General features: G+C 75.7%; 23 protein-coding genes. 13 read left to right on the forward strand and 10 right to left on the reverse strand.

Annotation, left to right across the window (positions count from 1 at the left end; translation table 11 throughout):
- Nucleotides 1–192: 192 nt before the first annotated feature.
- Nucleotides 193–927: a winged helix-turn-helix domain-containing protein gene (locus tag OG550_RS29565; protein ID WP_327682660.1), complete on the reverse strand. Its 735-nt coding sequence runs from the start codon at nucleotides 925–927 to the stop codon at nucleotides 193–195.
- A 161-nt stretch (nucleotides 928–1,088) separates the two neighbouring features.
- On the opposite strand from OG550_RS29565, the gene def reads away from it, so the two are divergent.
- The 6 genes from def (at nucleotide 1,089) to paaE (ending at nucleotide 6,215) form a co-directional block, all read left to right on the forward strand.
- Nucleotides 1,089–1,745, forward strand: coding sequence for a peptide deformylase (gene def, locus OG550_RS29570; RefSeq protein ID WP_327682662.1), 657 nt, complete (start codon nucleotides 1,089–1,091; stop codon nucleotides 1,743–1,745).
- 441 nt (nucleotides 1,746–2,186) lie between these two features.
- Entirely contained in the window at nucleotides 2,187–3,239 is a 1,053-nt protein-coding gene (gene paaA / locus OG550_RS29575) for a 1,2-phenylacetyl-CoA epoxidase subunit PaaA (RefSeq protein ID WP_327684233.1), read from the forward strand.
- On the forward strand, nucleotides 3,236–3,529 hold the full coding sequence (gene paaB / locus OG550_RS29580; protein ID WP_030302229.1) for a 1,2-phenylacetyl-CoA epoxidase subunit PaaB: 294 nt from the start codon (nucleotides 3,236–3,238) through the stop codon (nucleotides 3,527–3,529). The genes paaA and paaB overlap by 4 nt, the downstream gene beginning before the upstream one ends.
- A gap of 17 nt (nucleotides 3,530–3,546) precedes the next feature.
- Nucleotides 3,547–4,428, forward strand: a complete 882-nt coding sequence (paaC, locus tag OG550_RS29585) for a 1,2-phenylacetyl-CoA epoxidase subunit PaaC (RefSeq protein WP_327682664.1) — start codon at nucleotides 3,547–3,549, stop codon at nucleotides 4,426–4,428.
- Complete coding sequence (gene paaD, locus OG550_RS29590) at nucleotides 4,425–5,108, forward strand: 1,2-phenylacetyl-CoA epoxidase subunit PaaD (RefSeq protein ID WP_327682666.1); 684 nt, start codon at nucleotides 4,425–4,427, stop codon at nucleotides 5,106–5,108. Before paaC ends, paaD begins: the two co-directional genes overlap by 4 nt.
- A complete protein-coding gene (paaE, locus tag OG550_RS29595; protein ID WP_327682668.1) occupies nucleotides 5,109–6,215 on the forward strand; it encodes a 1,2-phenylacetyl-CoA epoxidase subunit PaaE in 1,107 nt (368 codons plus the stop codon).
- Between the two features lie 138 nt (nucleotides 6,216–6,353).
- Here the strand turns inward: paaE and OG550_RS29600 are convergent, their stop codons facing one another.
- Nucleotides 6,354–7,289 (reverse strand): NAD(P)H-binding protein, encoded by a 936-nt coding sequence (locus OG550_RS29600; RefSeq protein WP_327682670.1) that lies wholly within the window; start codon nucleotides 7,287–7,289, stop codon nucleotides 6,354–6,356.
- Between the two features lie 76 nt (nucleotides 7,290–7,365).
- Between OG550_RS29600 and OG550_RS29605 the strand changes: the two genes are divergently transcribed.
- Entirely contained in the window at nucleotides 7,366–7,782 is a 417-nt protein-coding gene (locus OG550_RS29605) for a winged helix-turn-helix transcriptional regulator (RefSeq protein WP_327682672.1), read from the forward strand.
- A 107-nt stretch (nucleotides 7,783–7,889) separates the two neighbouring features.
- Here the strand turns inward: OG550_RS29605 and OG550_RS29610 are convergent, their stop codons facing one another.
- Both OG550_RS29610 and OG550_RS29615 read right to left on the reverse strand, forming a co-directional pair.
- The gene (locus OG550_RS29610) at nucleotides 7,890–9,083 is read right to left on the reverse strand and encodes an NAD(P)-binding domain-containing protein (protein ID WP_327682673.1); all 1,194 of its coding nucleotides are present in this window, start codon (nucleotides 9,081–9,083) and stop codon (nucleotides 7,890–7,892) included.
- A gap of 191 nt (nucleotides 9,084–9,274) precedes the next feature.
- Nucleotides 9,275–9,649 carry a YbjQ family protein gene (locus OG550_RS29615; protein ID WP_327682675.1) on the reverse strand — a complete coding sequence of 125 codons (375 nt, stop codon included), beginning with the start codon at nucleotides 9,647–9,649 and terminating at the stop codon, nucleotides 9,275–9,277.
- A 146-nt stretch (nucleotides 9,650–9,795) separates the two neighbouring features.
- Here OG550_RS29615 and OG550_RS29620 point away from each other — a divergent pair, with 146 nt between their 5' ends.
- The 3 genes from OG550_RS29620 (at nucleotide 9,796) to OG550_RS29630 (ending at nucleotide 12,231) form a co-directional block, all read left to right on the forward strand.
- A complete protein-coding gene (locus tag OG550_RS29620) occupies nucleotides 9,796–10,728 on the forward strand; it encodes a hypothetical protein (RefSeq protein ID WP_327682677.1) in 933 nt (310 codons plus the stop codon).
- A 157-nt stretch (nucleotides 10,729–10,885) separates the two neighbouring features.
- Entirely contained in the window at nucleotides 10,886–11,458 is a 573-nt protein-coding gene (locus tag OG550_RS29625; RefSeq protein ID WP_327682679.1) for a hypothetical protein, read from the forward strand.
- 59 nt (nucleotides 11,459–11,517) lie between these two features.
- Nucleotides 11,518–12,231, forward strand: a complete 714-nt coding sequence (locus tag OG550_RS29630) for an aminoacyl-tRNA hydrolase (RefSeq protein WP_327682681.1) — start codon at nucleotides 11,518–11,520, stop codon at nucleotides 12,229–12,231.
- A gap of 104 nt (nucleotides 12,232–12,335) precedes the next feature.
- Here the strand turns inward: OG550_RS29630 and OG550_RS29635 are convergent, their stop codons facing one another.
- From OG550_RS29635 to OG550_RS29645, 3 genes are all read right to left on the reverse strand, one after another.
- On the reverse strand, nucleotides 12,336–12,845 hold the full coding sequence (locus OG550_RS29635; protein ID WP_327682683.1) for an SRPBCC domain-containing protein: 510 nt from the start codon (nucleotides 12,843–12,845) through the stop codon (nucleotides 12,336–12,338).
- A 122-nt stretch (nucleotides 12,846–12,967) separates the two neighbouring features.
- Nucleotides 12,968–13,759 carry an ABC transporter permease gene (locus OG550_RS29640; RefSeq protein WP_327682685.1) on the reverse strand — a complete coding sequence of 264 codons (792 nt, stop codon included), beginning with the start codon at nucleotides 13,757–13,759 and terminating at the stop codon, nucleotides 12,968–12,970.
- On the reverse strand, nucleotides 13,756–14,730 hold the full coding sequence (locus tag OG550_RS29645; protein WP_327682687.1) for an ABC transporter ATP-binding protein: 975 nt from the start codon (nucleotides 14,728–14,730) through the stop codon (nucleotides 13,756–13,758). The genes OG550_RS29640 and OG550_RS29645 overlap by 4 nt, the downstream gene beginning before the upstream one ends.
- Nucleotides 14,731–14,911: 181 nt before the next feature.
- Between OG550_RS29645 and OG550_RS29650 the strand changes: the two genes are divergently transcribed.
- A complete protein-coding gene (locus OG550_RS29650) occupies nucleotides 14,912–16,249 on the forward strand; it encodes a sensor histidine kinase (protein ID WP_327682689.1) in 1,338 nt (445 codons plus the stop codon).
- Entirely contained in the window at nucleotides 16,246–16,911 is a 666-nt protein-coding gene (locus tag OG550_RS29655) for a response regulator transcription factor (RefSeq protein ID WP_327682691.1), read from the forward strand. The genes OG550_RS29650 and OG550_RS29655 overlap by 4 nt, the downstream gene beginning before the upstream one ends.
- 80 nt (nucleotides 16,912–16,991) lie before the next feature.
- On the opposite strand, the gene OG550_RS29660 is transcribed toward OG550_RS29655, so the two are convergent.
- The 3 genes from OG550_RS29660 to modA form a co-directional block, all read right to left on the reverse strand.
- Nucleotides 16,992–18,131 carry an ABC transporter ATP-binding protein gene (locus OG550_RS29660; protein WP_327682693.1) on the reverse strand — a complete coding sequence of 380 codons (1,140 nt, stop codon included), beginning with the start codon at nucleotides 18,129–18,131 and terminating at the stop codon, nucleotides 16,992–16,994.
- Nucleotides 18,132–18,270: 139 nt separating this feature from the next.
- Nucleotides 18,271–19,212: an ABC transporter permease gene (locus OG550_RS29665; RefSeq protein ID WP_327682695.1), complete on the reverse strand. Its 942-nt coding sequence runs from the start codon at nucleotides 19,210–19,212 to the stop codon at nucleotides 18,271–18,273.
- Nucleotides 19,209–20,051 (reverse strand): molybdate ABC transporter substrate-binding protein, encoded by an 843-nt coding sequence (gene modA / locus OG550_RS29670; RefSeq protein WP_327682697.1) that lies wholly within the window; start codon nucleotides 20,049–20,051, stop codon nucleotides 19,209–19,211. Before modA ends, OG550_RS29665 begins: the two co-directional genes overlap by 4 nt.
- 458 nt (nucleotides 20,052–20,509) lie before the next feature.
- Here modA and OG550_RS29675 point away from each other — a divergent pair, with 458 nt between their 5' ends.
- A complete protein-coding gene (locus tag OG550_RS29675) occupies nucleotides 20,510–21,577 on the forward strand; it encodes an RNA ligase (ATP) (RefSeq protein ID WP_327682699.1) in 1,068 nt (355 codons plus the stop codon).
- Nucleotides 21,578–21,621: the final 44 nt, after the last annotated feature.

Consider the following 21,621-nt stretch of genomic DNA (forward strand, 5'->3'; position numbering starts at 1 on the left):
GCCGCTGAGATCCGGCACGGCCGCGCTCCGCAGGGGCTCGGCTGAAGGCTGACAAGCAGCGGATGACAGCTGACAGATTCCGATATCTGCCAGCTGCCATCCGCTTGTCGCCGCCCCCGTCGGAGGTCGAGACCACGAAGGCCGAGCCGCCGGACGTCGAGCCGCCGGACGTCGAGCCGTGGGTGCCGCCCGTCAGCCGCCTTCGCCGCTCCTACCGCCCTCTCCACCTGCGGCGTTCCCCGCCCGTCCGGGGTTCCCCCCGTCCCCGTCGGCGTCTGCGTCGGCGTCCGCGTTGGCGAGCAGCGGGAAGAGCCGGGTGACCGCCGCCACCGGCCGCGTGCCCGCGTGAGGGGTGCGCTGGCGGTACGGGGCGAGCAGGGCGCGGACGGCTGCGCCGAGGTCGGCCAGTTCGTCGGCGGTGAGGTGCAGGACGTCGCTGGACACGTGATCGCGCTGCCACTCGACGGGGGCGGCCGACCGTTCGGCGAGCCAGCGCCGGTAGCTGCTGTCCTCCAGGTCGCCGGTCAGCTCCGGGGGCAGGCTCCCCGCGGACCGGTCGGCCGGCTCCTCGGCCGACCCGGGCGGCATCAGACTGCCCTCCCACCGGAGCCGCCACGGGCGCGAGCGGCCGTCGCCGGTCGGCGCCTCCTCGATCAGTCCGTACCGGGCGAGCTGCCGCAGGTGGAACGAGCAGGTGCCGGAACTCTGGTGGATCATCTGCGCGGCCTGGTTGGAGGTGATGCTGCCCCACTCGGCGATCAGGTCGAGCAGTGCGGCGCGGACCTCGTGGTGCGGCAGCGGCCGGGCGCTCCGCAGTCGGGCGGAGCCCGGCTCGGAGCCGGCGGTGAGGCCCGGCGCGGCCGGGGGTGCGGGCTGGGCCGCAGCGTCGCCGGGCGCGGGGTTGGCGGGATTCCTGTCGCTGGTCACTTTGCAAAGATGCTACTTTGCAAAGTGTTTGGCAACCCTGAGGGGCTCCAAACGGGGCATATTCGGGCATTGGCCCGCCGTGTTCGCGCTTTGCAAAGTGTCACACTTTGCAAAGCGCGAACGAACACGGCGGGCAGGGGTGAGAAGCGGAGGGGTGTGTCATGGCTCGGCAGAATCCGGGGCAGGTGCGGGTGCAGGGCGAGGTGGTGGCCGCATATCCGGAGGTGCCGCCGGAGGCGCTGCGGGGGGAGGTGCGGCGGATCACCGTGGTCGGGGAGGAGGTGCTGCACCGGCGGTGCCGGGCGGTGGCGGAGGAGGAGTTCGGCACGCCGGAGCTGGCGCGGCTGGTCGACGACATGTTCGCCGCGATGTGGGTGGCGGAGGGGGCCGGACTCGCCGCGAACCAGATCGGCGTCGACCTCCAGGTCTTCGTGTGGGACTGCTTCGACGAGGACGGCGTGCGCCACGTCGGACACGTCCTCAACCCGGTGCTCGACGACCTGCCGGCCGGCGCGCGGCGGCTGGTCGAGGCGGAGGAGGGCTGCCTCTCCGTCCCCGGCCCGCACATGGAGCTGGTCCGGCCGGACTCCGCCGTCGTCCGCGGTCGCGACCTCGACGGCCGGCCGCTCGTCATCGAGGGCCGCGGGTACTTCGCCCGCTGCCTCCAGCACGAGGCCGATCACCTGGGCGGCGGCCTCTACATCGACCGCCTCTCCAGCCGGGGCCGACGCACCGCGCTGCGCCGGATGGAGGAACGCAAGGAGGAGGTCTTCGCCAAGCGCGCCGCGCGGGCCGGGGAGCTCGCCGGCCTGCGGTAGCCGTCGCGGCGCGGGCGCCCGGCCCGCACCCGGCCTGCACCGTGCCCGGCCCGCACCGTGCCCGTGCCCGGCCCGCACCGTGCCCGTGCCCGGCCTGCGGCGGGCCCGCACCGGGACCGCTTTCCGTCCGCCTTCCGCCCGCCCCCGGTCCGGCCGGGGGCGGGCGGAAGGTCGCGCCGTCGCGCACTCGGCCGGGCCGGACCGCCGCGTTCCCTTGTCAGGCCACCGCCTCACCGCGCACAATGGTACCGACCGAACGGTCAGTCGGTTGCCCGCGAGTGATCCGCGCGGGCCGCCGACCGCACCGGACATGCGGCACAGGGACCAAGGCACAGGCGAGAGGGGACCGCGGTGACAGCAGAGGTGGCCGAGCCGGTCCCCGAGCGGGCGCATCAACCGCAGGACACGGGCCGGACGGACGAAGCCGGTCGGGCGGACGAGATGAACGAGGTGAACGAGGCCCACGGCGCCGCCGCGGCCCGAGGGCCCCACGGCCCGAACCGCGAGCAGTTGTCGCCGGAGGAGCTCTTCGAGGCGGTCGTCGCGGCCGAGCAGCGGATCGAGCCCCGCGACTGGATGCCCGACGCCTACCGGGCGACCCTGATCCGCCAGATCGCCCAGCACGCGCACTCCGAGATCATCGGCATGCAGCCCGAGGGCAACTGGCTCACCCGCGCCCCGTCCCTGCGCCGCAAGGCGATCCTGCTCGCCAAGGCCCAGGACGAGGCGGGCCACGGCCTGTACCTCTACGCCGCCGCCGAGACCCTCGGCGTGGACCGCGCCGAGCTGACCGAGAAGCTGGTCTCCGGCCGCCAGAAGTACTCGTCGATCTTCAACTACCCGACCCTCACCTTCGCCGACGTCGGGGTGATCGGCTGGCTGGTCGACGGCGCCGCCATCTGCAACCAGGTCCCGCTCTGCCGCTGCAGCTACGGCCCGTACGCCCGCGCGATGGTCCGGATCTGCAAGGAGGAGTCGTTCCACCAGCGCCAGGGCTACGAGCTCCTGATGACGCTGATGCGCGGCACCGAGGCGCAGCGCCGGATGGTGCAGGACGCGGTGGACCGCTGGTGGTGGCCGTCGCTGATGATGTTCGGCCCCTCGGACGCCGACTCGCCGAACAGCGCCCGCTCGATGGCCTGGCGGATCAAGCGCCACAGCAACGACGAGCTGCGCCAGCGCTTCGTCGACATGACCGTCCCGCAGGCCGAACACCTCGGTGTGACCCTCCCCGACCCCGGGCTGAGCTGGAACGAGGACCGCGGCAGCTGGGACTTCGGCGAGCCGGACTGGTCCGAGCTGACCCGGGTCATCCACGGCCAGGGTCCGTGCAACGCCCAGCGGGTGGAACGCCGCCGGTCAGCCCACGAGGACGGCGCCTGGGTGCGCGAGGCGGCCGTCGCCTACGCGGAGAAGCGTCGTGCGGAGGACCGCCACCGGACGGAGCCGCGCCAGGCGGACCCGCAGCAAGCGGAACAGGAGAACGGGAAGTGACCGAGTCCAAGGCCGGCTGGCCGCTCTACGAGGTGTTCGTGCGCCCCCGGCGCGGCCTGAACCACGTGCACGTCGGATCCCTGCACGCCTCCGACGACCGGATGGCGCTGCTCGCCGCCCGTGACCTCTACACCCGCCGCAACGAGGGCGTCAGCCTCTGGGTGGTCCGCTCCGACGCGATCACCGCGTCCGCCCCGGACGAGCGCGACCCCTTCTTCGCGCCGAGCGGTGACAAGGTCTACCGCCACCCGACCTTCTACGACATCCCCGAGGATGTCCCGCACATCTGACCGGGAGCAGCCGAACCATGACCGACGACCACGTGTACCTGAGTCTCGCCGGGGCGTCCCCGGAGCCCGAGGGCGAGGGCCGCTGGGCCTACGGGACGGGCTTCGCCGACCCGCTGCTCGGGGTGGACACCGCCGTGCCGCCCGGTGTGGACGGCACCGACCTGGCCGCCTACTGCCTGATGCTGGGTGACGACGCGCTGGTGCTCTCCCAGCGGCTGATCGAGTGGTGCACCCGGGCCCCCGAGCTGGAGGAGGAGGTCGCGCTCGCCAACCTGGGCCTCGACCTCCTCGGCCAGGCCCGCCAGCTGCTGACCCGGGCCGGTCAGGCCGACGGTTCGGGCCGCACCGAGGACGACCTGGCGTACTGGCGCGAGGAGTACGAGTTCCGCAACGTCCGTCTGGTCGAGGCCCCGAACGGGGACTTCGCGTACTCGATCGCCCGGCTGCTCCTGTTCGCCACGGTGCGCGGCGCGCTGTACGAGGCGCTGGCCGGGCACCCGGATCCGGTGCTGGCGGCGGTCGCCGCGCGGGGCGTGAAGGAACTGGCCTACCACCGGGAGTACGCGACCGCCTGGACGCTGCGGCTCGGCGACGGGACGCCGTACTCGGCCGGGCGGATGCAGGCCGGGGTGGACGCGGTCTGGCCGCTGCTGGAGGAGCTGCTCACGGCGCACCCGGTCGAGCGGCGGGTGGGCGTGGACCCGGCGACGCTGCGCGAGCCGGTGCTGGCCTCGCTGGCGGCCGTGCTCGCCGAGGCCGGGCTGGCGGTGCCGGACGTGCCGGGGCTGGCGGCGGTCGGCGGCCGGGCCGGCCGGGACGGTGTGCACACCGAGGCGCTGGGCCCGTTGCTGGCCGAGTTCCAGGTGCTGGCCCGGGCGCACCCGGGGGCGACGTGGTGACCGGGGCCGACGTGGTGACCGGGGCCGGGGTGGTCGGGCGCGGCGGGGCCTGGGAGGTGGCGTCGGCCGTGCCCGATCCGGAGCTGCCCATGCTGACCCTCGCCGACCTGGGCGTGCTGGCCGGGGTGGAGGAGGACGGGGGCGCCGTGACCGCGTGGATCACCCCGACGTACTCGGGCTGTCCCGCCGTCGCCGAGATGGCCGCCGATGTGGACCGGCGGCTGCGTGCGGCCGGGTTCACGGACGTGAGGGTCCGGTTGCGCCTGGACCCGCCGTGGTCGACGGACCTGATCACCGCCGAGGGACGGCGCAAGCTGGCCGAGGCGGGCATCGCCCCGCCGCGCCCGGGGGCCGCTGCGGCCGCCGCCGGCGGTCCGGGCCTGCTGGGTCTCGGCCCGACGCGGCGCGCGACCGGGCCGGGCCCGGCGGCGGGCGGTACGGGCTCCGGCTCCGGCCCGGTTCCGGACGCGGCCGGGGGTACGCGGCCCGCCGTCGCGCCCCCCGTCCCCGTGCGGCCCGTCCCGGCTTGGGGCCACGACGCCCGGGCCACCCCCGTCGTCTGCCCGCTCTGCGGCGGCGCCGACACCGAGGAGCTGTCCCGCTTCGGCTCCACCGCCTGCAAGGCGCTGTGGCGCTGCCGCGACTGCCGCGAGCCCTTCGAACGTGTCAAGGAGATCTGAATGGCCGCCCCCGGACCCGCCCTCCGACCCGCCCGCCGCCCGACCTTCCACCCGCTGCGGATCGCCGGGGTGGAGCGGCTCTGCGAGGACGCCGTCGCGGTGACCTTCGCGGTGCCGGACGGGCTCACGGACGCGTTCGCGTTCCGGCCGGGGCAGACGCTGACCCTGCGCCGGGTGGTGGACGGAGTCGACGAGCGCCGCTCGTACTCGATCTGCGCCCCGGTCGGCGGTCCGCTGCGGATCGCCGTCCGGGAGGTGCCCGGCGGGCTGTTCTCCCGCTGGCTGGTGCGCGAGGCGGCGCTGGGGGAGGAGGTCGAGGTGCTGACGCCGACCGGCCTCTTCACCCCGGACCTCGCCGAACCGGCCGAGCACGTGCTGCTGGCGGCCGGGTCCGGGATCACGCCGATGCTCTCCATCGCGGCCTCCGTGCTGGCCGCCGACCGCACCTCCACCGTCACCCTGCTCTACGGCAACCGGCGCAGCGACACCGTGATGTTCGCCGACGAGCTGGCCGACCTGAAGGACCGCTACCTCGGCCGGTTCCAGCTGGTGCACGTGCTCTCCCGCGAGACCCGGGACGCCGAGCTGCTCAGCGGACGCCTCGACCCGGAGCGGGTCGGGGCGCTGCTGAAAGCGCTGGTGGACGTCGAGGCGGTCGGCCACTGGTGGCTCTGCGGGCCGTTCGGGATGGTCACCGGGACGAAGGAGCTGCTCGCCGGGCTCGGTGTGCCGGCCGCACGGGTGCACCTGGAACTGTTCCACGCGGAGGACGAGCCGGTCGCCGAGCGTGCGGACGACCTGCCGGGCTCGGGCGGCCCGGGCGAGGGGGAGCACAGCGAGGTCACCGTCGTCCTGGACGGGCGCGGCAGCACGCTCTCGCTGCCGCGCGACCGGTCGATCCTGGACGGCGCGCAGCGGTCCCGGCCGGACCTGCCGTTCGCCTGCAAGGGCGGGGTCTGCGGGACGTGCCGGGCCCTGGTCACCGGTGGTGAGGTGGAGATGCGGCGCAACTTCGCCCTGGAGGAGAAGGAGCTGGCGGCCGGCTACGTCCTCACCTGCCAGGCCCGGCCGGTGACCGACCGGGTGACGGTCGACTACGACCGCTGACGTCCGCTGACGACTGCTGCTGACCGGTGGCCGGTAGTCGGCGGGTGCCGGCCGGCGCCGCCGACCCGGGCGCCCGCCGGGCGCTCCGGGCCCGCGGTGGGTCCGCGGCGGGTCTGCGGTGGGCCCGGGGCACGGGGGTCACCCCGGCAGCAGCTCGGACCGGTGCGCCGCGAAGAACCCGGCCAGCGGGACGGGCCGGCGTCCGAGCAGCCGCCCGGTGGTGCCGTCGTCGGCGACGTCGAACCAGCCCTGCCGCCGGAACGGGTCGTTCTCGCCCCAGGCCTGCGCGATCGGTCCGGGCACCCCGAGCGCGGTCAGCGCCCCGGCGACCTCGGCGTCGGCCACCTGGCGGTGCCGCACCGGGCGACCGGTCGCCTCGGTGAGCGCGGCGGCCACCTCCGCGTCGGTCAGGCCCGGTCCGGTGACGCCCAGGACCGGGCCCGCGCCGCCCCGTCCCGCGCCGCTCCCTCCCGCCCGGTCCCGGCCGTCCGCCGTGGATGCGGCGGCGCCGGTGAGCACCCGGGCGGCAGCCCACGCCGTGTCCTCGCGGGTGATGTAGCCGACCCGGCCGCCGGCCGCACTGCTGGGGAGTTCGCCCGTCGCCACCGCGAGCCGGGCCAGGCCGGACAGCAGCAGCATCTGCGGCCAGACGTTGAAGCGCAGCACGGTGTGTCCAAGCCCGGAGCCGGCGAGCAGCCGTTCGGTCCGGCCGTGGTCGCGTGCTTCGGGGACGGGGTTGCCGGGTTCGGCGGCGCGGACCACCGAGGTGTAGACGACGTGCTCCACCCCGGCCGCGACGGCCGCCCCGATCGCGGCCTCGTGCAGGCGGAACCGTTCCGGCGACCGCGCCGTGCTGATCAGCAGCATCCGCCGGACCCCGGCCAGAGCCGGTTCCAGGGTGGCGGGGTCGGTGAAGTCGGCGGCTCGGGTGAGGACTTGGGGCCAGGTGCGGTCCGCGGCCGCGGCCGCCGGATCCCGGGTGAGCGCGACCACCTCGGACCGGTCGGCCAGGCCGAGTGCGGCGGTGAGTGCCAGCCGGCCCAGCCGGCCGGACGCCCCGGACACTGCGATCATGTGAACTCCTCGACTCCGTCGCTCTGTTGAGGCGATCATGGGTCGGGTGACCGTGTCCTCGAAAGAAGGAACATCCATGTCCACTGGTGCCGCCGCGGGGACTTCCGCCACCTCGGCCGCCGCCCCGGACGTCGGTCCGGCCGCCGCCCCGGACGCCGTTCAGGTCACCGCGCTGGACCGTGCCGAGTGCCCGGCCACGGCGGTGCTGCACCGCATCGGGGACCGCTGGAGTGTCGTGCTGCTCAGCCTGCTCGCCGAACGGCCCCGCGGCTACAACGAGTTGGACCGTGCCGTGGCCGACCTCAGCCGCCGTGTGCTGACCCGCGCGCTGCGCACGCTGGAGGCGGAGGGGTACGTGAGCCGCACCGCCCGGTCCGATCCGCCCTACCGGGTCGAGTACGCGCTCACCGCGCTCGGCGAATCGCTGCACGCGGTGCTGTGCGACCTGGGCGGGTGGGCCGCGGAGCACCGCGGCCGGCTGCCCGCGGGATGACGGTCGACGGTCGCCGGTCGACGGCCGCCCCACCCGGACCGGTCGACCGAAGGGCCCGGCCGCCGGGCGGAGGCCCCGCCCCCGGGAGGCCCCGCCGGGCCCGTGGATCAGCCGGCCACCGCGGCCCGGGCCTGCGCCCCGGCGCCGGCCGGGGCGCCGAGCAGCCCGACGATCTCGTTGACCGCCGCCCGTCCGGCCCGGTTGGCGCCGATCGTGCTGGCGGACGGGCCGTAGCCGACCAGGTGGACGCGCGGATCCGCGGTGGCGCGGGTGCCGGTGAGGGCGATACCGCCGCCGGGCGCGCGCAGGCCCAGCCCGGCGAGGTGGCCGACCTCGGGCCGGAAGCCGGTCGCCCACACGATCGCGTCGACGGCGAGTTCCTCGTCCGCCCAGGCGACCCCGTGCTCGGTGAGGCGGTCGAACATCGGGCGGCGGTGCAGCGCCCCCAGCTCCTCGGCCCGCCGGTAGGCGACCGAGGGCCCGAGCCCGGTCACGCTCACGACGCTGCGCACCGGCAGGCCCCGGCGGACCCGTTCCTCGACCTTGGCGACCACCGCGCGGCCGTACTCGGGGGTGAACGGTCCCTCGTGGAAGACGGGCGGCGTCCGGGTGGCCCAGACCGTCTCGCCGACCGCCGCCACCTCGGACAGCACCTGGATCGCCGACGCCCCGCCGCCGACCACCAGCACCCGCTTGCCGGTGAACTCCTCCGGGCCGCGGTAGTCGGCGTAGTGCAGCTGGCGTCCGGCGAAGTGCCCCGGGTAGTGCGGGAGGAACGGGCGGGTCCAGGTGCCGGTGGCGTTGATCAGTGCCCGGGTCGACCAGGTGCCGCCGTCGGTCTCGACCAGCAGCCGGCTGTCGGGGCTCGCGGACTCCGCGCGCACCGCCCGGACGGTCACCGGGCGTACGACGGGGAGCGCGTGCCGGGCCTCGTAGGCGGCGAAGTACCCCGGTACGACCTCCCGGGCCGGTGCCTGCGGGTCGGGCTCCGGGAGCTCGAAGTCGGGCAGGTCGTGGAAGCCGTGCACGGTGGCCATCCGCAGCGAGGGCGAGCGGTGGGCCCAGGCGCCGCCGGGGGCGGCGTCGGCGTCGAGGACGACGAACACGCCGCCGATACCGGGTTCCGTGCCGGCTTCCGCACCGGTCGCCGTGTCGGGCGCTGCGCCCGTGTCGGCCCGGTAGGGGGCGAAGCCGCGGCGGCGCAGGTGGTAGGCGGCGGACAGGCCCGCCTGGCCCGCGCCCACCACCACGACGTCGACCCGTCGCACCTCGTCGGAGTTGGTTGCACCGTAAACAGTCACGCCCGTGAAACATCGGGTGGCCGGGAGGTGTTCCCGACCCCCGCGAGCGAGCGCGGACCGTCGCGGCGTGCACCCCCAGGGCGCGCGTCGCGCGGCGTACGGCGCGCGCCGCACGGACGGCGGGCGCGGGGCGGTCCGGGTCGCTTCAGCCGCCCGGACCGCGCCCCGGCCCGCGGAGGACCGCCCGACGACTACGGCACGGCGGGGGAGATCACCACGGCCGTGCCGTAGGCGCAGACCTCCGTGCCCACGTCCGCGGCCTCCGTGACGTCGAAGCGGAACATCAGGACCGCGTTCCCGCCACGCGCCTTGGTCTGCTCGACCAGCCGCTCCATCGCCTCGTTGCGACTCTCCACCAGGGTCTTGGTCAGGCCCCGCAGCTCGCCGCCGACCAGCGACTTCAGCGAGGCGCCGATCTGGCTGCCGATGTGGCGGCTGCGCACGGTCAGGCCGAAGACCTCGCCGATCACGTGGTCGACCCGGAAGCCGGGGATGTCGTTGGTGGTCACTACCAGTACCTGGGCGTCCGGGTGCTGCCCGCCGCCGTATTCGTCGATGTTCGCCATGGGGCAATCCTGTGGGCGGCCGGGCCTCCCGGCACAGAGGCGCGCGGCCGCGGCCCCGGCGCGCGGCGGCCCTGTGACGGCGGGAACGCACAGGGTAGCCGGAACAGACCGGTGATCGGAGGCCCGAAAGGCCGTACCGTAGCCCCATGGGCGAGCGAAGCGATCATCCACAGGGGCCGGGCGCGGCGGAGGACTCCGGCGCGCAGGAGATCGAGGCGACGGTGGTGCTGGGCCTGCGGATCACAGACTGGCCCGCGCTGCGGGCTGCGGCGATCGCGGCCGTGGAGGAACTGAACTTCGAGGGCGTCGATCCGGCCGGGCAGCGCCGTGAACTGCTGCGCGAGGTGGCCGAGGACGCCAACGCGGCGCTCGGCGCCCTGCTGCACCCGGACCGGCTGGTGGCGGCGATGCCCGGCGTCGAAGCGCTCGGCGGCACGCTGGAGATCAGCGTCACCGAGGACTTCGCGCCGGACTTCGCCGAGCTGTTCCCGCTTGAGGGCGACGAGGAGGACGACGGCGGGTCGTCGGGCGACTGGACGCTCACCCCGCGCACCGCCTGTCTGCTCCACGCCCAGCTGATCGGTCTGGCGGACGCCGCCTACGACGACTTCGACGAGCACGAGGACGAACCGGTCGTCGACGGCGAGGAGACGGACTGGACGGTCTTCGGGAGGCTGCCGCAGCGCACCTGGCGCCTGCACCGCGGCTGGCGCCGTGCGATGGCGCGCGCCTTCGACGACCTCGCCGACGACCTCGCGCTCGGCGAGTGGCCGCTGCCGCGGTGCCTGGCCGAGGAGATCGCGCTGCGGATGGCGCTGGTCGACGCCCGGACGCTGCTCGGTGCGCAGCCCGAGTCCGTCGCCGACATGATGGGCGACCTGCCGGCCGACCTGTACGACTACGACTGGGACGGCTGCCACGACGAGCTGTTCGGCGTCTTCGGGCCGGACGACGGTGACCCGGAGCTGAGCGCGGAGCAGCGGGCCGAGCTGCTTCTCACGGCCACTCACCCCGAGGGCTGGTTCCTGACCTACGAGGACGCGGAGGAGCGCGACCCGCAGCGCGGCTTCCGGCGCTGACCGGCGCCGACCTGCCCTGCCCTGACCTGCGTCGCCCGGCCCGCCGACCGCCGGGGCCCTCGGTGCTCTCGGGGCCGTGGTCGGCCCGGCCCCGAAGGCCCCGGCCCGGGTGCGGCGGGCCGGGCGGGGCGGGGCGGCGGACGGTTAGGCTGCGTCCATGTCCGATCCATCCGGTATGTCGGCCGGTTCGTCCGAGGGTGCGTTGACGGCCGGGGCCCCGGCGGCCCGGGCGGAGGCGGATGCGGTGGCCGAGGAGGCGGCCGGGGCGGTGGCCGCCGAGGACTCCGTACTGGCGCGGCTCGCGCTCGGTCTCGAAGGCGTCGAGGCGGCACAGCGCGGGCGGACGGCTCTGGCGCGGGAGAGCTTCGAGCGGCTCTGGGCGGCGCTCGGCGAGCGCGGCGACGTGTTCCACCGCTGCGTGGTCGCCCACTACCTGGCGGACCTGCAGGCCGATCCGCGCGCGGAGCTGGAGTGGGACCGCCGGGCGCTGGCCGCCGCCGACTCGCTGACCGTCGAGCGCGCGCAGACCTACGGGGCCGCGCTCCAGGTGCGGGCGTTCTACCCGTCGCTCCACCTCAACCTGGCCTCCGACCACCTCAAGCTCGGCGAGCCGGACTTGGCGCGCGAGCAGTTGGAATGCGCCGTGCGGAGCCTGGACGCGCTTCCCGAGGACGTGTACAGCGCCGGTATCCGGGCGGCGGTGGACGAGCTGCGGCAGCGCCTGCGCTGAGCGGCCGCGGGTGGGCACCGCCGTGATCGCCGTGTCCCGGGGGCTGGCATGCTGGTCGGGTGACTTCTCCGTTCGACGCCCCCGTTCCCGACCCGACGCCCGAGGACCGCGACGCCCGGCCGCAGTACGTGCTGCCGCTGCTGGTCCGGCTTGAGCGGGCCGCGCCGCCCGGGAGGACCGACGCGCTGGAGACCTCGGCGCGTGCGGTCCTGACCCTGCTGAGCGACCGGCGGGTCACCGCGCCGGACGGCGAGTGGGCGGAGCTGGTCGAGGCCTGGGAGGACGCGCGGATCCGCAAGGTGGTCCGGCGGGCGCGGGGCGGCGAGTGGCGCCGGGCGGGCGAGCTGCCCGGGATCACGGTGGCCGGGCGGGAGGCGGAGGTGCGGGTGTTCCCGCCCGTCCCGCTCGACGGCTGGCCGAAGGAGCTCGCCAAGCTCCAGGTGTCCGGCACCGACCTGGAGGAGAGCGGACCGGTCGGCGCCCCGGAGCCGGGGGTGCCGGTGCTCTGGCTCAACCCGGAGCTGGAGATGAGCGCCGGCAAGACCATGGCCCAGACCGGCCACGCCGCACAGCTCGCCTGGTGGCGCCTGGACGATGCGCAGCGCAAGGAGTGGGCCGAGTCCGGGTTCGCGCTCGCCGTCCGTACGGCCGAGCCCGCTGGCTGGGGGGAGCTGGTGGCGAGCGGTCTGCCGCTGGTGCAGGACGCGGGCTTCACGGAGATCGCCCCGGGGAGCTGCACGGTGGTGGCGGACCACCCGGCGCTGCGCGGGTGAGCCGCCTGCGGGCGCCGGACCGGTGCCCGCCGCGCGACGCCTGACACCTGACGCCTGATCGGCACCGCTTGGCGGACAGAGGCCTTACGGACGGATGGCGGATCTCAGAATCCGTCATCCGTCCGACGTTCTCCCCCGCCCGCCGGCCGCCGGGCGGCCAGCCGCTCCGTGTGGCAGGCGAGCTCGGTCAGCTTCCACGTCCAGCCGGTCCCGTTCCGCGTGAGCCGGGTCCGGGTCGCGCCCGGGGGTGTGGCGACGGGTGCGGTGAGTCCGCTCTCCGTCATGCGGAGCCGGGTGTGGTCGCCCGGTTCCCGGGTCAGGGTGAACTCGACCAGGGTCTCGCCGCCCCCCGCCGGCTCCGTTTCGGCCGTCCTCCGGGACCAGCGGAAGGAGAACCGGCCCGGTCGTTCCACCGTCTCGATCCGGGCCGGCGGCCCGCCGTGCGCGTGCGCGCCGTGGCCGAGGGACATCCGCCCGCCCGGCCGGAGGTCGATCTCGGCGGGCCCGTCGGCGCCGAACCAGGCGCCCAGGAACTCCGCCTGGGTGAGGACCTCCCAGACCCGTTCGCGCGGTGCGGCGATGACGATCTCACGCTGGATGCTGCCGGTGACCATGCCGTGAACCTCCCCGATCCGTTGTCAGAGGGTTGCACGCCCGCGGCGTCATGTGCAACTCCAGGGTTGCACGTGGCTGGTGGGCGACGGTGCGGCAGGACGGAGTGGGTGCCGCGGCCGGCTCAGGCCTCGTACCGGCGGAGCGAGCGCAGACCCCCGTACGCGGCCGCCGCCGCCCAGCCGGCCGCGATCAGCAGGCCGGTCCAGTGCCCGTACGCGACCTGCGGGTCGTCGGCGTAGTGCAGCGCGTACTGGCCCGCGCGGTCCGGCAGGAACTGGACGGCGTGACGGACGACCGGCACGCCGGACAGCAGCGGGGAGAGCAGGAAGACGGTCGGCACCAGCAGGCCCATCGCCGCCGTCAGATTGCGCAGCACGGCGGTCAGGCCGAGGCAGAACACCACCAGCAGTGCCGGGTAGAGCACCCCGGCGGTGGCACTGCGGACGAGCCCGGGGCCCCTCCAGGCGGCACCGGGCGCGAACGCGGCGTAGGCGGCGACGGAGCCGCCGGCCCCGAGCAGGCCGACCCCCAGGCCGACGGCGGCGCCGAGGGCGAGTTTCGCGGCGTAGAGGCGGCCGCGGTGCGGGACGGCGGTGAGCGAGACGCCGATCATGCGGGTGCCGAACTCCTGCCCGATCAGCAGGACGCCGAAGCAGACCAGCGCGGCCTGGCCGAAGTTGAGGCCGTAGTGGATGCCGACGCCCGGGTCCTCGGTGAGGTCGGCGTCCTTCCCGCCGAGCGCGGCGGAGACGGCGGCTCCGAGGCCGACGGTGAGCAGCAGCGCGACGAGCGGGGTGACCCAGAGCGAGCGGAGGGTGGTGAGCTTGATCCGCTCGGCGCGGAGCACGGCGGACCACGGGGCGGTGTTCGACGGGGAGGCGTTCGAGGTGGCGGTGGCGGCGAGGGCGTTCATGCCGCCACCGCCCGGTACTCGACGCTGTCGGCGGTCATCCGCATGAAGGCCTCCTCCAATGAGTCCTGCCGGACTGCGATCTCGTACAGCACCACGCCGTTGGCGGCGGCGAACGCGGCGATCCGCTCGGGCGCCACACCCCTGACCTCCCAGGCGCCGCCGTCCACCGGCTCGGCGCCGACCTCCGGGCCCGAATCCGCGGTGCCGGTCCTGTCGCCGGCCGCTTCGCCGGTGAGGCGGGTGCCGAGACCGGGGGCCCGCAGCAGGGCGTCCAGCCTGGCCGGGTCGACCGCCCGCACCCGGACCCGGGTGCGGCCGTGGCGGTCGATGAACGCGGAGGCGGCGGAGTCCGCCAGCAGCCGGCCCCGGCCGATCACCACCAGGTGGTCGGCGGTCAGCGCCATCTCGGTCATCAGGTGCGAGGAGACCAGCACCGCGCGGCCCTCGGCGGCCAGCTCCCGCAGCAGCGTGCGGATCCACCGGATGCCCTCCGGGTCGAGGCCGTTCACCGGCTCGTCGAGCATCAGCACCGGCGGGTCGCCCAGCAGGGCGGCCGCCACACCGAGGCGCTGGCGCATGCCGAGCGAGAACCCGCGGATCCGCCGGCCCGCCGCGTCGGCGAGGCCCACCTGGGAGAGCACCTCGTCGACCCGGCGGTCCGGCAGGCCGCTCGCGGCGGCCAGCCAGTGCAGATGGCCGTGCGCCGTGCGACCCCCGTGCAGGGCCTGGGCGTCGAGCAGCGCGCCGACCCGCCGCAGCGGGTCGTCCAGCTCGGCGTACGGGCGGCCGTCGACCAGGGCACGGCCGGCGGTCGGCCGGGCCAGGCCGAGGATCAGCCGCATGGTGGTGCTCTTGCCGGCGCCGTTGGGCCCGAGGAACCCGGTCACCACCCCGGGCCGCACCTCGAAGTCGAGGCCGTCCACCACCCGCGCCCCGCCGTACTCCTTGGTGAGGCCCTCCACCTTGATCACGGCCGTCCTCCCTCTCTCCGTCGCTCTCCTCGGGCTCCCGGCGGTCCGCTCCCGGCGGCCGCCTCCCCGACGGCTTCCATGGGACCGCGGCGGACCCCCGCGGCGGATCCCGCCGGGGAGGGGATCCGGCTCCCTCCCGGGAGGGAGGCCGACCGCGGCGCCGACCTGGCAGGATGGCGCGATGCGCCGAATACTCGCGCCCCTGTCGAGCGCCGTCACCTATGCGCGCTGGCTGCACCTGGTGATCGGTGTCGTCTTCTCCGGCGTCGTCCTGATGGTCTATCCGGGCGTCTCCGGGGGGAGCCTGACCGAGATCCTGGTGCGCGCCGTCCCGGTGGACGCGGCGCTGCTCGTCCTGGCCGCCCTGGTGCCCGCGATGCGCCGGGCGGAGGGCGTGCAGGCGCGACTGCTGCTCGTCCCCGACCAGGAGCAGGACATCGCCACCGAACCCGCCCGGACCTGGGCCGACCGGCGGCGGACCGCGCTCTGGCTGGTCGGCCGGACCGTCCTCGGGACGGCCGTCGGCGTCCTCTCGATCCTGGTGCCGGTCGCCGCGGTCGACCTGCTCACCAGTGCGGCACCGGACCTGCACGGCGTCCGGCTCCCCGCCGTGGACGGGCCGTCCTGGTACCCGGCGCTGGCGCCGGTGCTGCTGTTCGGCCTCGGGTGGGTGATCGTCTGGGCCGGCCGGATCCAGCTCGCCATGGCGACGAGGCTGCTGGGCCCCTCCCCGGCCGAGCGGCTGGCCGCCGCCGAGCTGCGGGCCGAACGGCTGCTGGAGCGCAACCTGTTGGCCCGCGAGCTGCACGACTCCATAGGCCACGCCCTGACGGTGACGGTCCTCCAGGCGGGGGCGGCGCGGGCGGTCGCCGATCCGGCGTTCGTCGCCAAGGCGCTCGAAGTCATCGAGGAGACCGGCCGACAGGCGATGGACGACCTGGAACGGACCCTCGCACTGCTCCGCGACACCCGGGAGGGCGGGGCGGAGGAGTCCGCCGCGGCCGGGGGAGCCGGGGGCGTCGGGTACGCCGGGGGAGCAGCAGGATCCGCAGGCGGCGCGGGCGGCGCAGGCGGCGCCGGGGGTGCCGCGGGCGGTGGCCGGGGGGACGCCCGTGAACGGCCCGGGATCGAGCAGCTGCCCGCCCTGTTCGACACCGCACGGGCGGCCGGGAGCCCGGTCGAGGCCTGGATCGACGCCCCGGCGGCGAAGCTCCCGGGGGTGCTCTCCCGCGAGGGCTACCGGATCGTCCAGGAGGGCATCACCAACGCCCTCAAGTACGCGCCCGGCGCACCGGTCAGCGTCCGGATCGCCGTCCGGGACGGCCGTCTGGAGCTGCGCTGCGCCAACGCCCTCCGGACGGCCGGCGGGGCGGCGGCCGCACCGTCACCGCGCCGGGGCGGCAAGGGACTCCGGGGCATCGGGGAACGGGCCGTGCTGCTCGGCGGCGAGGCCTCGGCGGGGCCGGAGTCCGGCGAGTGGGTCCTGGCCGTTCGGGTACCCCTACGCTTGGGCGCGTGACGATCGACATTCTGCTGGCGGACGACGAGGAACTGGTCCGCGCCGGACTGCGCGCCGTGCTGGAGGCGCAGGGCGACCTGCGGGTCGTCGGCGAGGCGGCCGACGGTTCCGAGGCGCTCGCCCTGGCCCGCCGGCTGCGCCCGCACGTCGTGCTGATGGACGTCCGGATGCCCGGGGTCGACGGGCTCGCCGCCACCCGGGAGCTGGTCCGCGACGGGACCGCCCCCGGCGGGTACGCGCCGAAGATCCTGGTCGTCACCACCTTCGAGATCGACGACTACGTCTACCGGGCCCTGCGCGCCGGGGCCGACGGCTTCCTCCTGAAGCGCACCCGGCCGGCCGAGATCGCCCGGGCCGTGCGGCTGGTCGCGGCCGGCGAGTCGCTGCTCTTCCCCGCCCAGATCCGGCGCCTCGCCGCCGGGCAGGGCAACCGGGAGGCGCGCGAGGCGATGGCACGCGCCGCCCTGACCGAGCGCGAGACCGAGGTACTGCGCCTGGTCGCCCGGGGCCTGACCAACGGGGAGATCGCCGAGCAGCTGTTCCTCGGCGTGCAGACCGTGAAGACGCACGTCAGCAGTGTGCTGGCGAAGCTCGGCGCGCGCGACCGCACCCAGGCGGTGATCGCCGCCTACGAGTCGGGCTTCGTGGCGCCCACCGACTGACGCGCGGCCGGGTGGGCGGGCGACCGGGCGGGGACGGGGGCGGGGCGGACAGGGCCCCGGAACGGCGCGCCCGGCCCGGATCAGGCCGGGTACGCGTGCGTCTGGGCGGCCTTGACCGCGGCCCAGACCGTCGCCCCGGGAGCGAGGTCGAGCTCGGCGGCCGCGGCGGGGGTCAGGTCGGCGGCCATCGGGACCGCGCCGGACAGGTCGGCCCGGACCTGGTCGCCGTGCAGGTCCAGCCCGGTGACCGTCAGCTCCCAGACGTTGCGCGCGCTGCCCTCCGGCCGTTCGCGGTGCAGCGTGACGGCGGACGGCGGGAACGCCACGAAGGCCGGACCGGACAGCTCCTCGGTCGTGGCCAGCACGGTGCCGTCCGCCAGCGTGACCCGCCGGCCCTCGGCCGCGCCCTGGTACAGGTTGAGGCCGACCAGCCGGGCGATGTAGTCGGTGCGCGGCCGCCGGGCGATCTCCGCCGGGCTGCCGGACTGCACCTCCCGCCCGTCCTCGATCACCACCAGCCGGTCGGCCAGCACCATCGCGTCCAGCGGGTCGTGCGTGACCAGGACCGCCACCGCCTCGAACTCGGCCAGGTGGCGCCGGAGCTGCGCCCGGACGTCGAGCCTGGTGCGGGCGTCGAGGGCGGCCAGCGGTTCGTCCAGGAGCAGCAGCCGCGGGCGCACCGCCAGGGCGCGGGCGAGCGCCACCCGCTGCGCCTGGCCGCCGGAGAGCCGCCCCGGACGGACCTCGGCGTGATCGGCCAGGCCCATCCGCTCCAGCCAGCCGGCGGCCTCGGCGCGCGCCTCGCGCTTGGACCGGCCCCGGCAGCGCGGGCCGAAGGCGACGTTGTCGAGCGCACTGAGGTGGGGGAACAGCAGGTAGTCCTGGAACACCACGCCGACCGGGCGTTCCTCGGCGGGGGTGTGCAGCCGCCGGGCCGGGTCCTCCAGGACGTGGCCGTCGAGCCGAAGACGGCCGTCGGTGAGCGGCAGCAGCCCGGCGAGCGCGCGCAGGGCGGTGGACTTCCCGGCGCCGTTCGGCCCGAGCAGGGCGACCACCTCACCGGGGGCGGCGGCCAGCGAGAGGTCCAGGGTGAAGGCGGCGCGGTCCACCCGCAGCCGGGCGTCCAGTCCGGAGGACGGGGCGGTGGGCGGGGTGGAGGACGGGGCGGCGGGGCCCGCGGGACCCGCGGCGGGACCGGTGGGATCGGCGGGGTGTGTCATCGGCGGTGCGCTCCAGGGGTGCGGCCCGGGGTACTGCCCGGGCCGGGGTTCGGGCGGTGCCCCGGGCCGAGGGCCGGGAGGCCGCCCGGGACGGGGGCCGGGGCGGACGCCGGGGCGGGGCGGCGGGAGGCGGGCCCGGTCACGGCGCCGACAGCCAGCGGTCGCGCAGACCGGCCAGCACGGCCACCGACACCACCAGCAGCACCAGCGACAACGCGATCGCCGCCTCCGGTTCGGACTCCATCGCGAGGTAGACGGCGAGCGGCATGGTCTGGGTCCGGCCGGGGAAGTTGCCCGCGAAGGTGATCGTCGCGCCGAACTCGCCGAGCGCCCGGGCCCAGGCCAGCACCGCGCCGGCGCCGATCCCGGGGGCGATCAGCGGCAGCGTCACCCGGCGGAACGTGGTCAGCCGGGATGCCCCCAGGGTCGCGGCGGCCTCCTCGTAGCGCGGGTCGGCGGCCCGCAGCGCGCCCTCGACGCTGATCACCAGGAACGGCATCGCGACGAACGCCTCCGCGATCACCACGCCGGTGGTGGTGAACGGCAGGGTGATGCCGAAGGCCGAGTCCAGCCACGAGCCGACGATGCCGCGCCGGCCGAGGACCAGGAGCAGCGCCACACCGCCGACCACCGGCGGCAGCACCAGCGGCAGCGTGACCAGGGCCCGGACCAGCCGCCGGCCCGGCAGCTCGGTCCGGGCCAGCAGCCAGGCCAGCGGCACCCCCAGCACCAGCGACACCCCCGTGGCCGCCGTCGCGCAGACCAGGGAGAGGCGCAGCGCCTCCCACACCTGTGGGCTGGTCAGCTGGTCGGACAGCGAGCTCCACGGTGCCCGGACCAGCAGGCCGACCAGCGGGAGCACCAGGAACGCCAGGCCGAGCAGCGCCGGGAGCAGCAGCGTGAACGGGACGCGGCGGGACTTCCGGCGCCGCGGGCGGGCCCAGGGCGCGGCGGCGCGGCCCGGCGCGCCGCCGTCGCCGGACCGGTTGCCGGACCGGTCGGCGGACGACGGGCCGGGGCCGTCCCCGACGGGCGGGCCGGGGTCGTCCCCGGCGGACCGGCGGGCGGTGCGGCGGATCACGGCGCCTGGAAGCCCGCCGCGGTGAGCACCTGCTGCGCCTCGGGCGACGCGATGTAGGCGACGAAGGCGGCGGCGCCGTCCTTGTTCGGCGCCTTGGCGAGGGAGGCGATCGGGTAGTCGTTCACGGCCTGGGCGGCCTCGGGGAATTCCACGCCGTCGATCTTCGCAGCATCGGCCTTCACGTCGGTGCGGTACACCAGCGACGCGTCGACCTCGCCCAGTTCGACCTTGGTCAGCGCGCCCTTGACGTCCTGCTCCAGCGTGACGGGGGTGAGGGTGACGTTCCCGGCCTTGAGCGCGGTCAGGGCGGCGGCGCCGCAGGGCACCTCCTTCGCGCAGAGCGCGACCTTCACGCCGGGGGCGGCGAGGTCGGCGAGTCCGGCGATGTGCTTGGGGTTGCCCTTGGGGACGGCGATGGCGAGCGTGTTCTTCACGAAGGTCCTGGGCGTGCCGCTCGCGCCGCCCGCGTCGGTGACGGTCTTCATGGTGGCCGGGCTGGCGGCGGCGAAGACGTCGGCGGGGGCGCCCGAGTTGATGCTGGCGGCGAGGGCGGAGCTGCCGCCGAAGTTGAAGGTGACCTTGGCGCCCGGGTTGGCGGCCTCGAACTTCTTGCCGAGCTCGGTGAAGCTCTCCTTGAGCGAGGCGGCGGCGAAGACGGTGACGGCGCCGGAGGCCTTCGGCGCCGTCGCGGCGGCGGTGCCGGGGGAGGCGGGGGCCGAGGTGCCGGTGGCGCCCGCGTTCTTGGAGCCGCCGTCGCTGCCGTCGCTGCTGCAGGCGGCCGTCCCGAGGCCGAGGACGAGGGCCGTGGTGGCGGCGACGGCGAGTCTGCGGGTGTTCATTCCCTTGGTTCCCCTCCTGGACGCGCCGGAAGGGGCGCGGGGTCAACACCGCAGGTGCGGCGATTTCGGTGATTATAGTGCCGCAATTGCGGGCTAAGAGTCGTCTGTTTCATCGCACAGGCGAGGGCGGCCCTGCCTGCCGGGCCCCTGTCGGAAGACGCAAACCCCGGCCGTCCGGCCGCTGGTGCCACGGCCGGTGGGTGCTCGACGGGCGGGTGGTGGGCGTGGGACACGGAGGGGGCGTGCGGGCGGCGGGAGGGAGCGCGTGCGCACGGGGAGGGCGGCCGGGTGCGCGGGGTGTCGAGGGCCGAAAACCCTTCGCGCGCGGGCGGTCCCACAGGTCAGAGTGGCTCCCGTCCGCACGTCCCGCACGTCCCGTACGTCCTGCCGGCCCCCGGGGGCCGGCACGCCGTGCACAGAGCCGGCCGCCCGGTCGGGCCCGGGGGAGGAGTACGTCCATGTCCACGCTGCGAGTCACCGTCGAGCAACTGACCATCCTCGACCATCCGAACGCCGACGCCCTCGAACTCGCCCAGGTCGGCCTCTACCGCGCGGTGGTGGCCAAGGGGGCGTACCGCACCGGCGACTACGCCGTCTACATCCCGGAGCAGGCCGTGCTGCCCGCCCCGCTGATCGAGGAGCTGGGGCTGACCGGCCGGCTGGCCGGCGGGAACGCCGACCGGGTCAAGGCGGTCCGGCTGCGCGGCGAGCTGTCCCAGGGCATCGTCTGCCGGCCCGGCGCCCTGGCGGGCACCGACCTGGAGTCCGCCGCCGGCAGCGGGGAGGACTTCGCCGGGCTGCTGGGCGTCACCAAGTGGCAGCCGCCGATCCCGACCTCGATGAACGGCGAGGTGGTCCGCGCGCCGGACCTGCTGCCGTGGGTGGACATCGAGAACCTCAAGCGCTTCCCGGACGTCTTCACGCCCGGCGAGCCCGTCGTCCTGACCGAGAAGCTGCACGGCAGCTGCTGCCTGGTCACCTACCACGCCGCCACCGGCGAGGTGCAGGTGTCCTCCAAGGGCATCGGGGCCCAGGGGCTCGCGCTGGTCGAGGACGAGCGCAACCTGTACTGGCGGGCGGTTCGGGCGCACGGCATCCCGGCCGTCGCCGCGCGGCTGGCCGAGCGGCTCGGCGCCGAGCGGGTCGGCATCTTCGGCGAGGTCTACGGCGCCGGGGTGCAGGACCTCACCTACGGCGAGTCCGGCCGCACCGAACTCCCCGGCTACGCGGCGTTCGACGTCTCGGCCGTGGTGGACGGGCGGCTGTGCTGGCTGCCGGCGGCCGAACTGCTGGACGGGGAGCTGCCGGTGGTCCCGGAGCTGTGGCGCGGTCCGTTCGAGACCGGGACGGTCCTGGCGCTGGCCCAGGGGCGGGAGTCGGTCTCGGGGCGGGGACTGCACCTGCGCGAGGGTGTGGTGATCAGGCCGGTGACCGAGCGGTACAGCCCGGTGGTGGGCGGGCGCGCGATCGCCAAGGTGGTCAGTGACGCCTACCTGACCCGCAAGGGCGGCACCGAGTACGAGTAGGGCCGGTGCCGGTGCCGGGTGTGGTGGCCCGGGGCGGTGCCGGC

Origin of the sequence: Kitasatospora sp. NBC_00458 (assembly GCF_036013975.1) — a bacterium.
Classification (GTDB): Bacteria; Actinomycetota; Actinomycetes; order Streptomycetales; family Streptomycetaceae; genus Kitasatospora.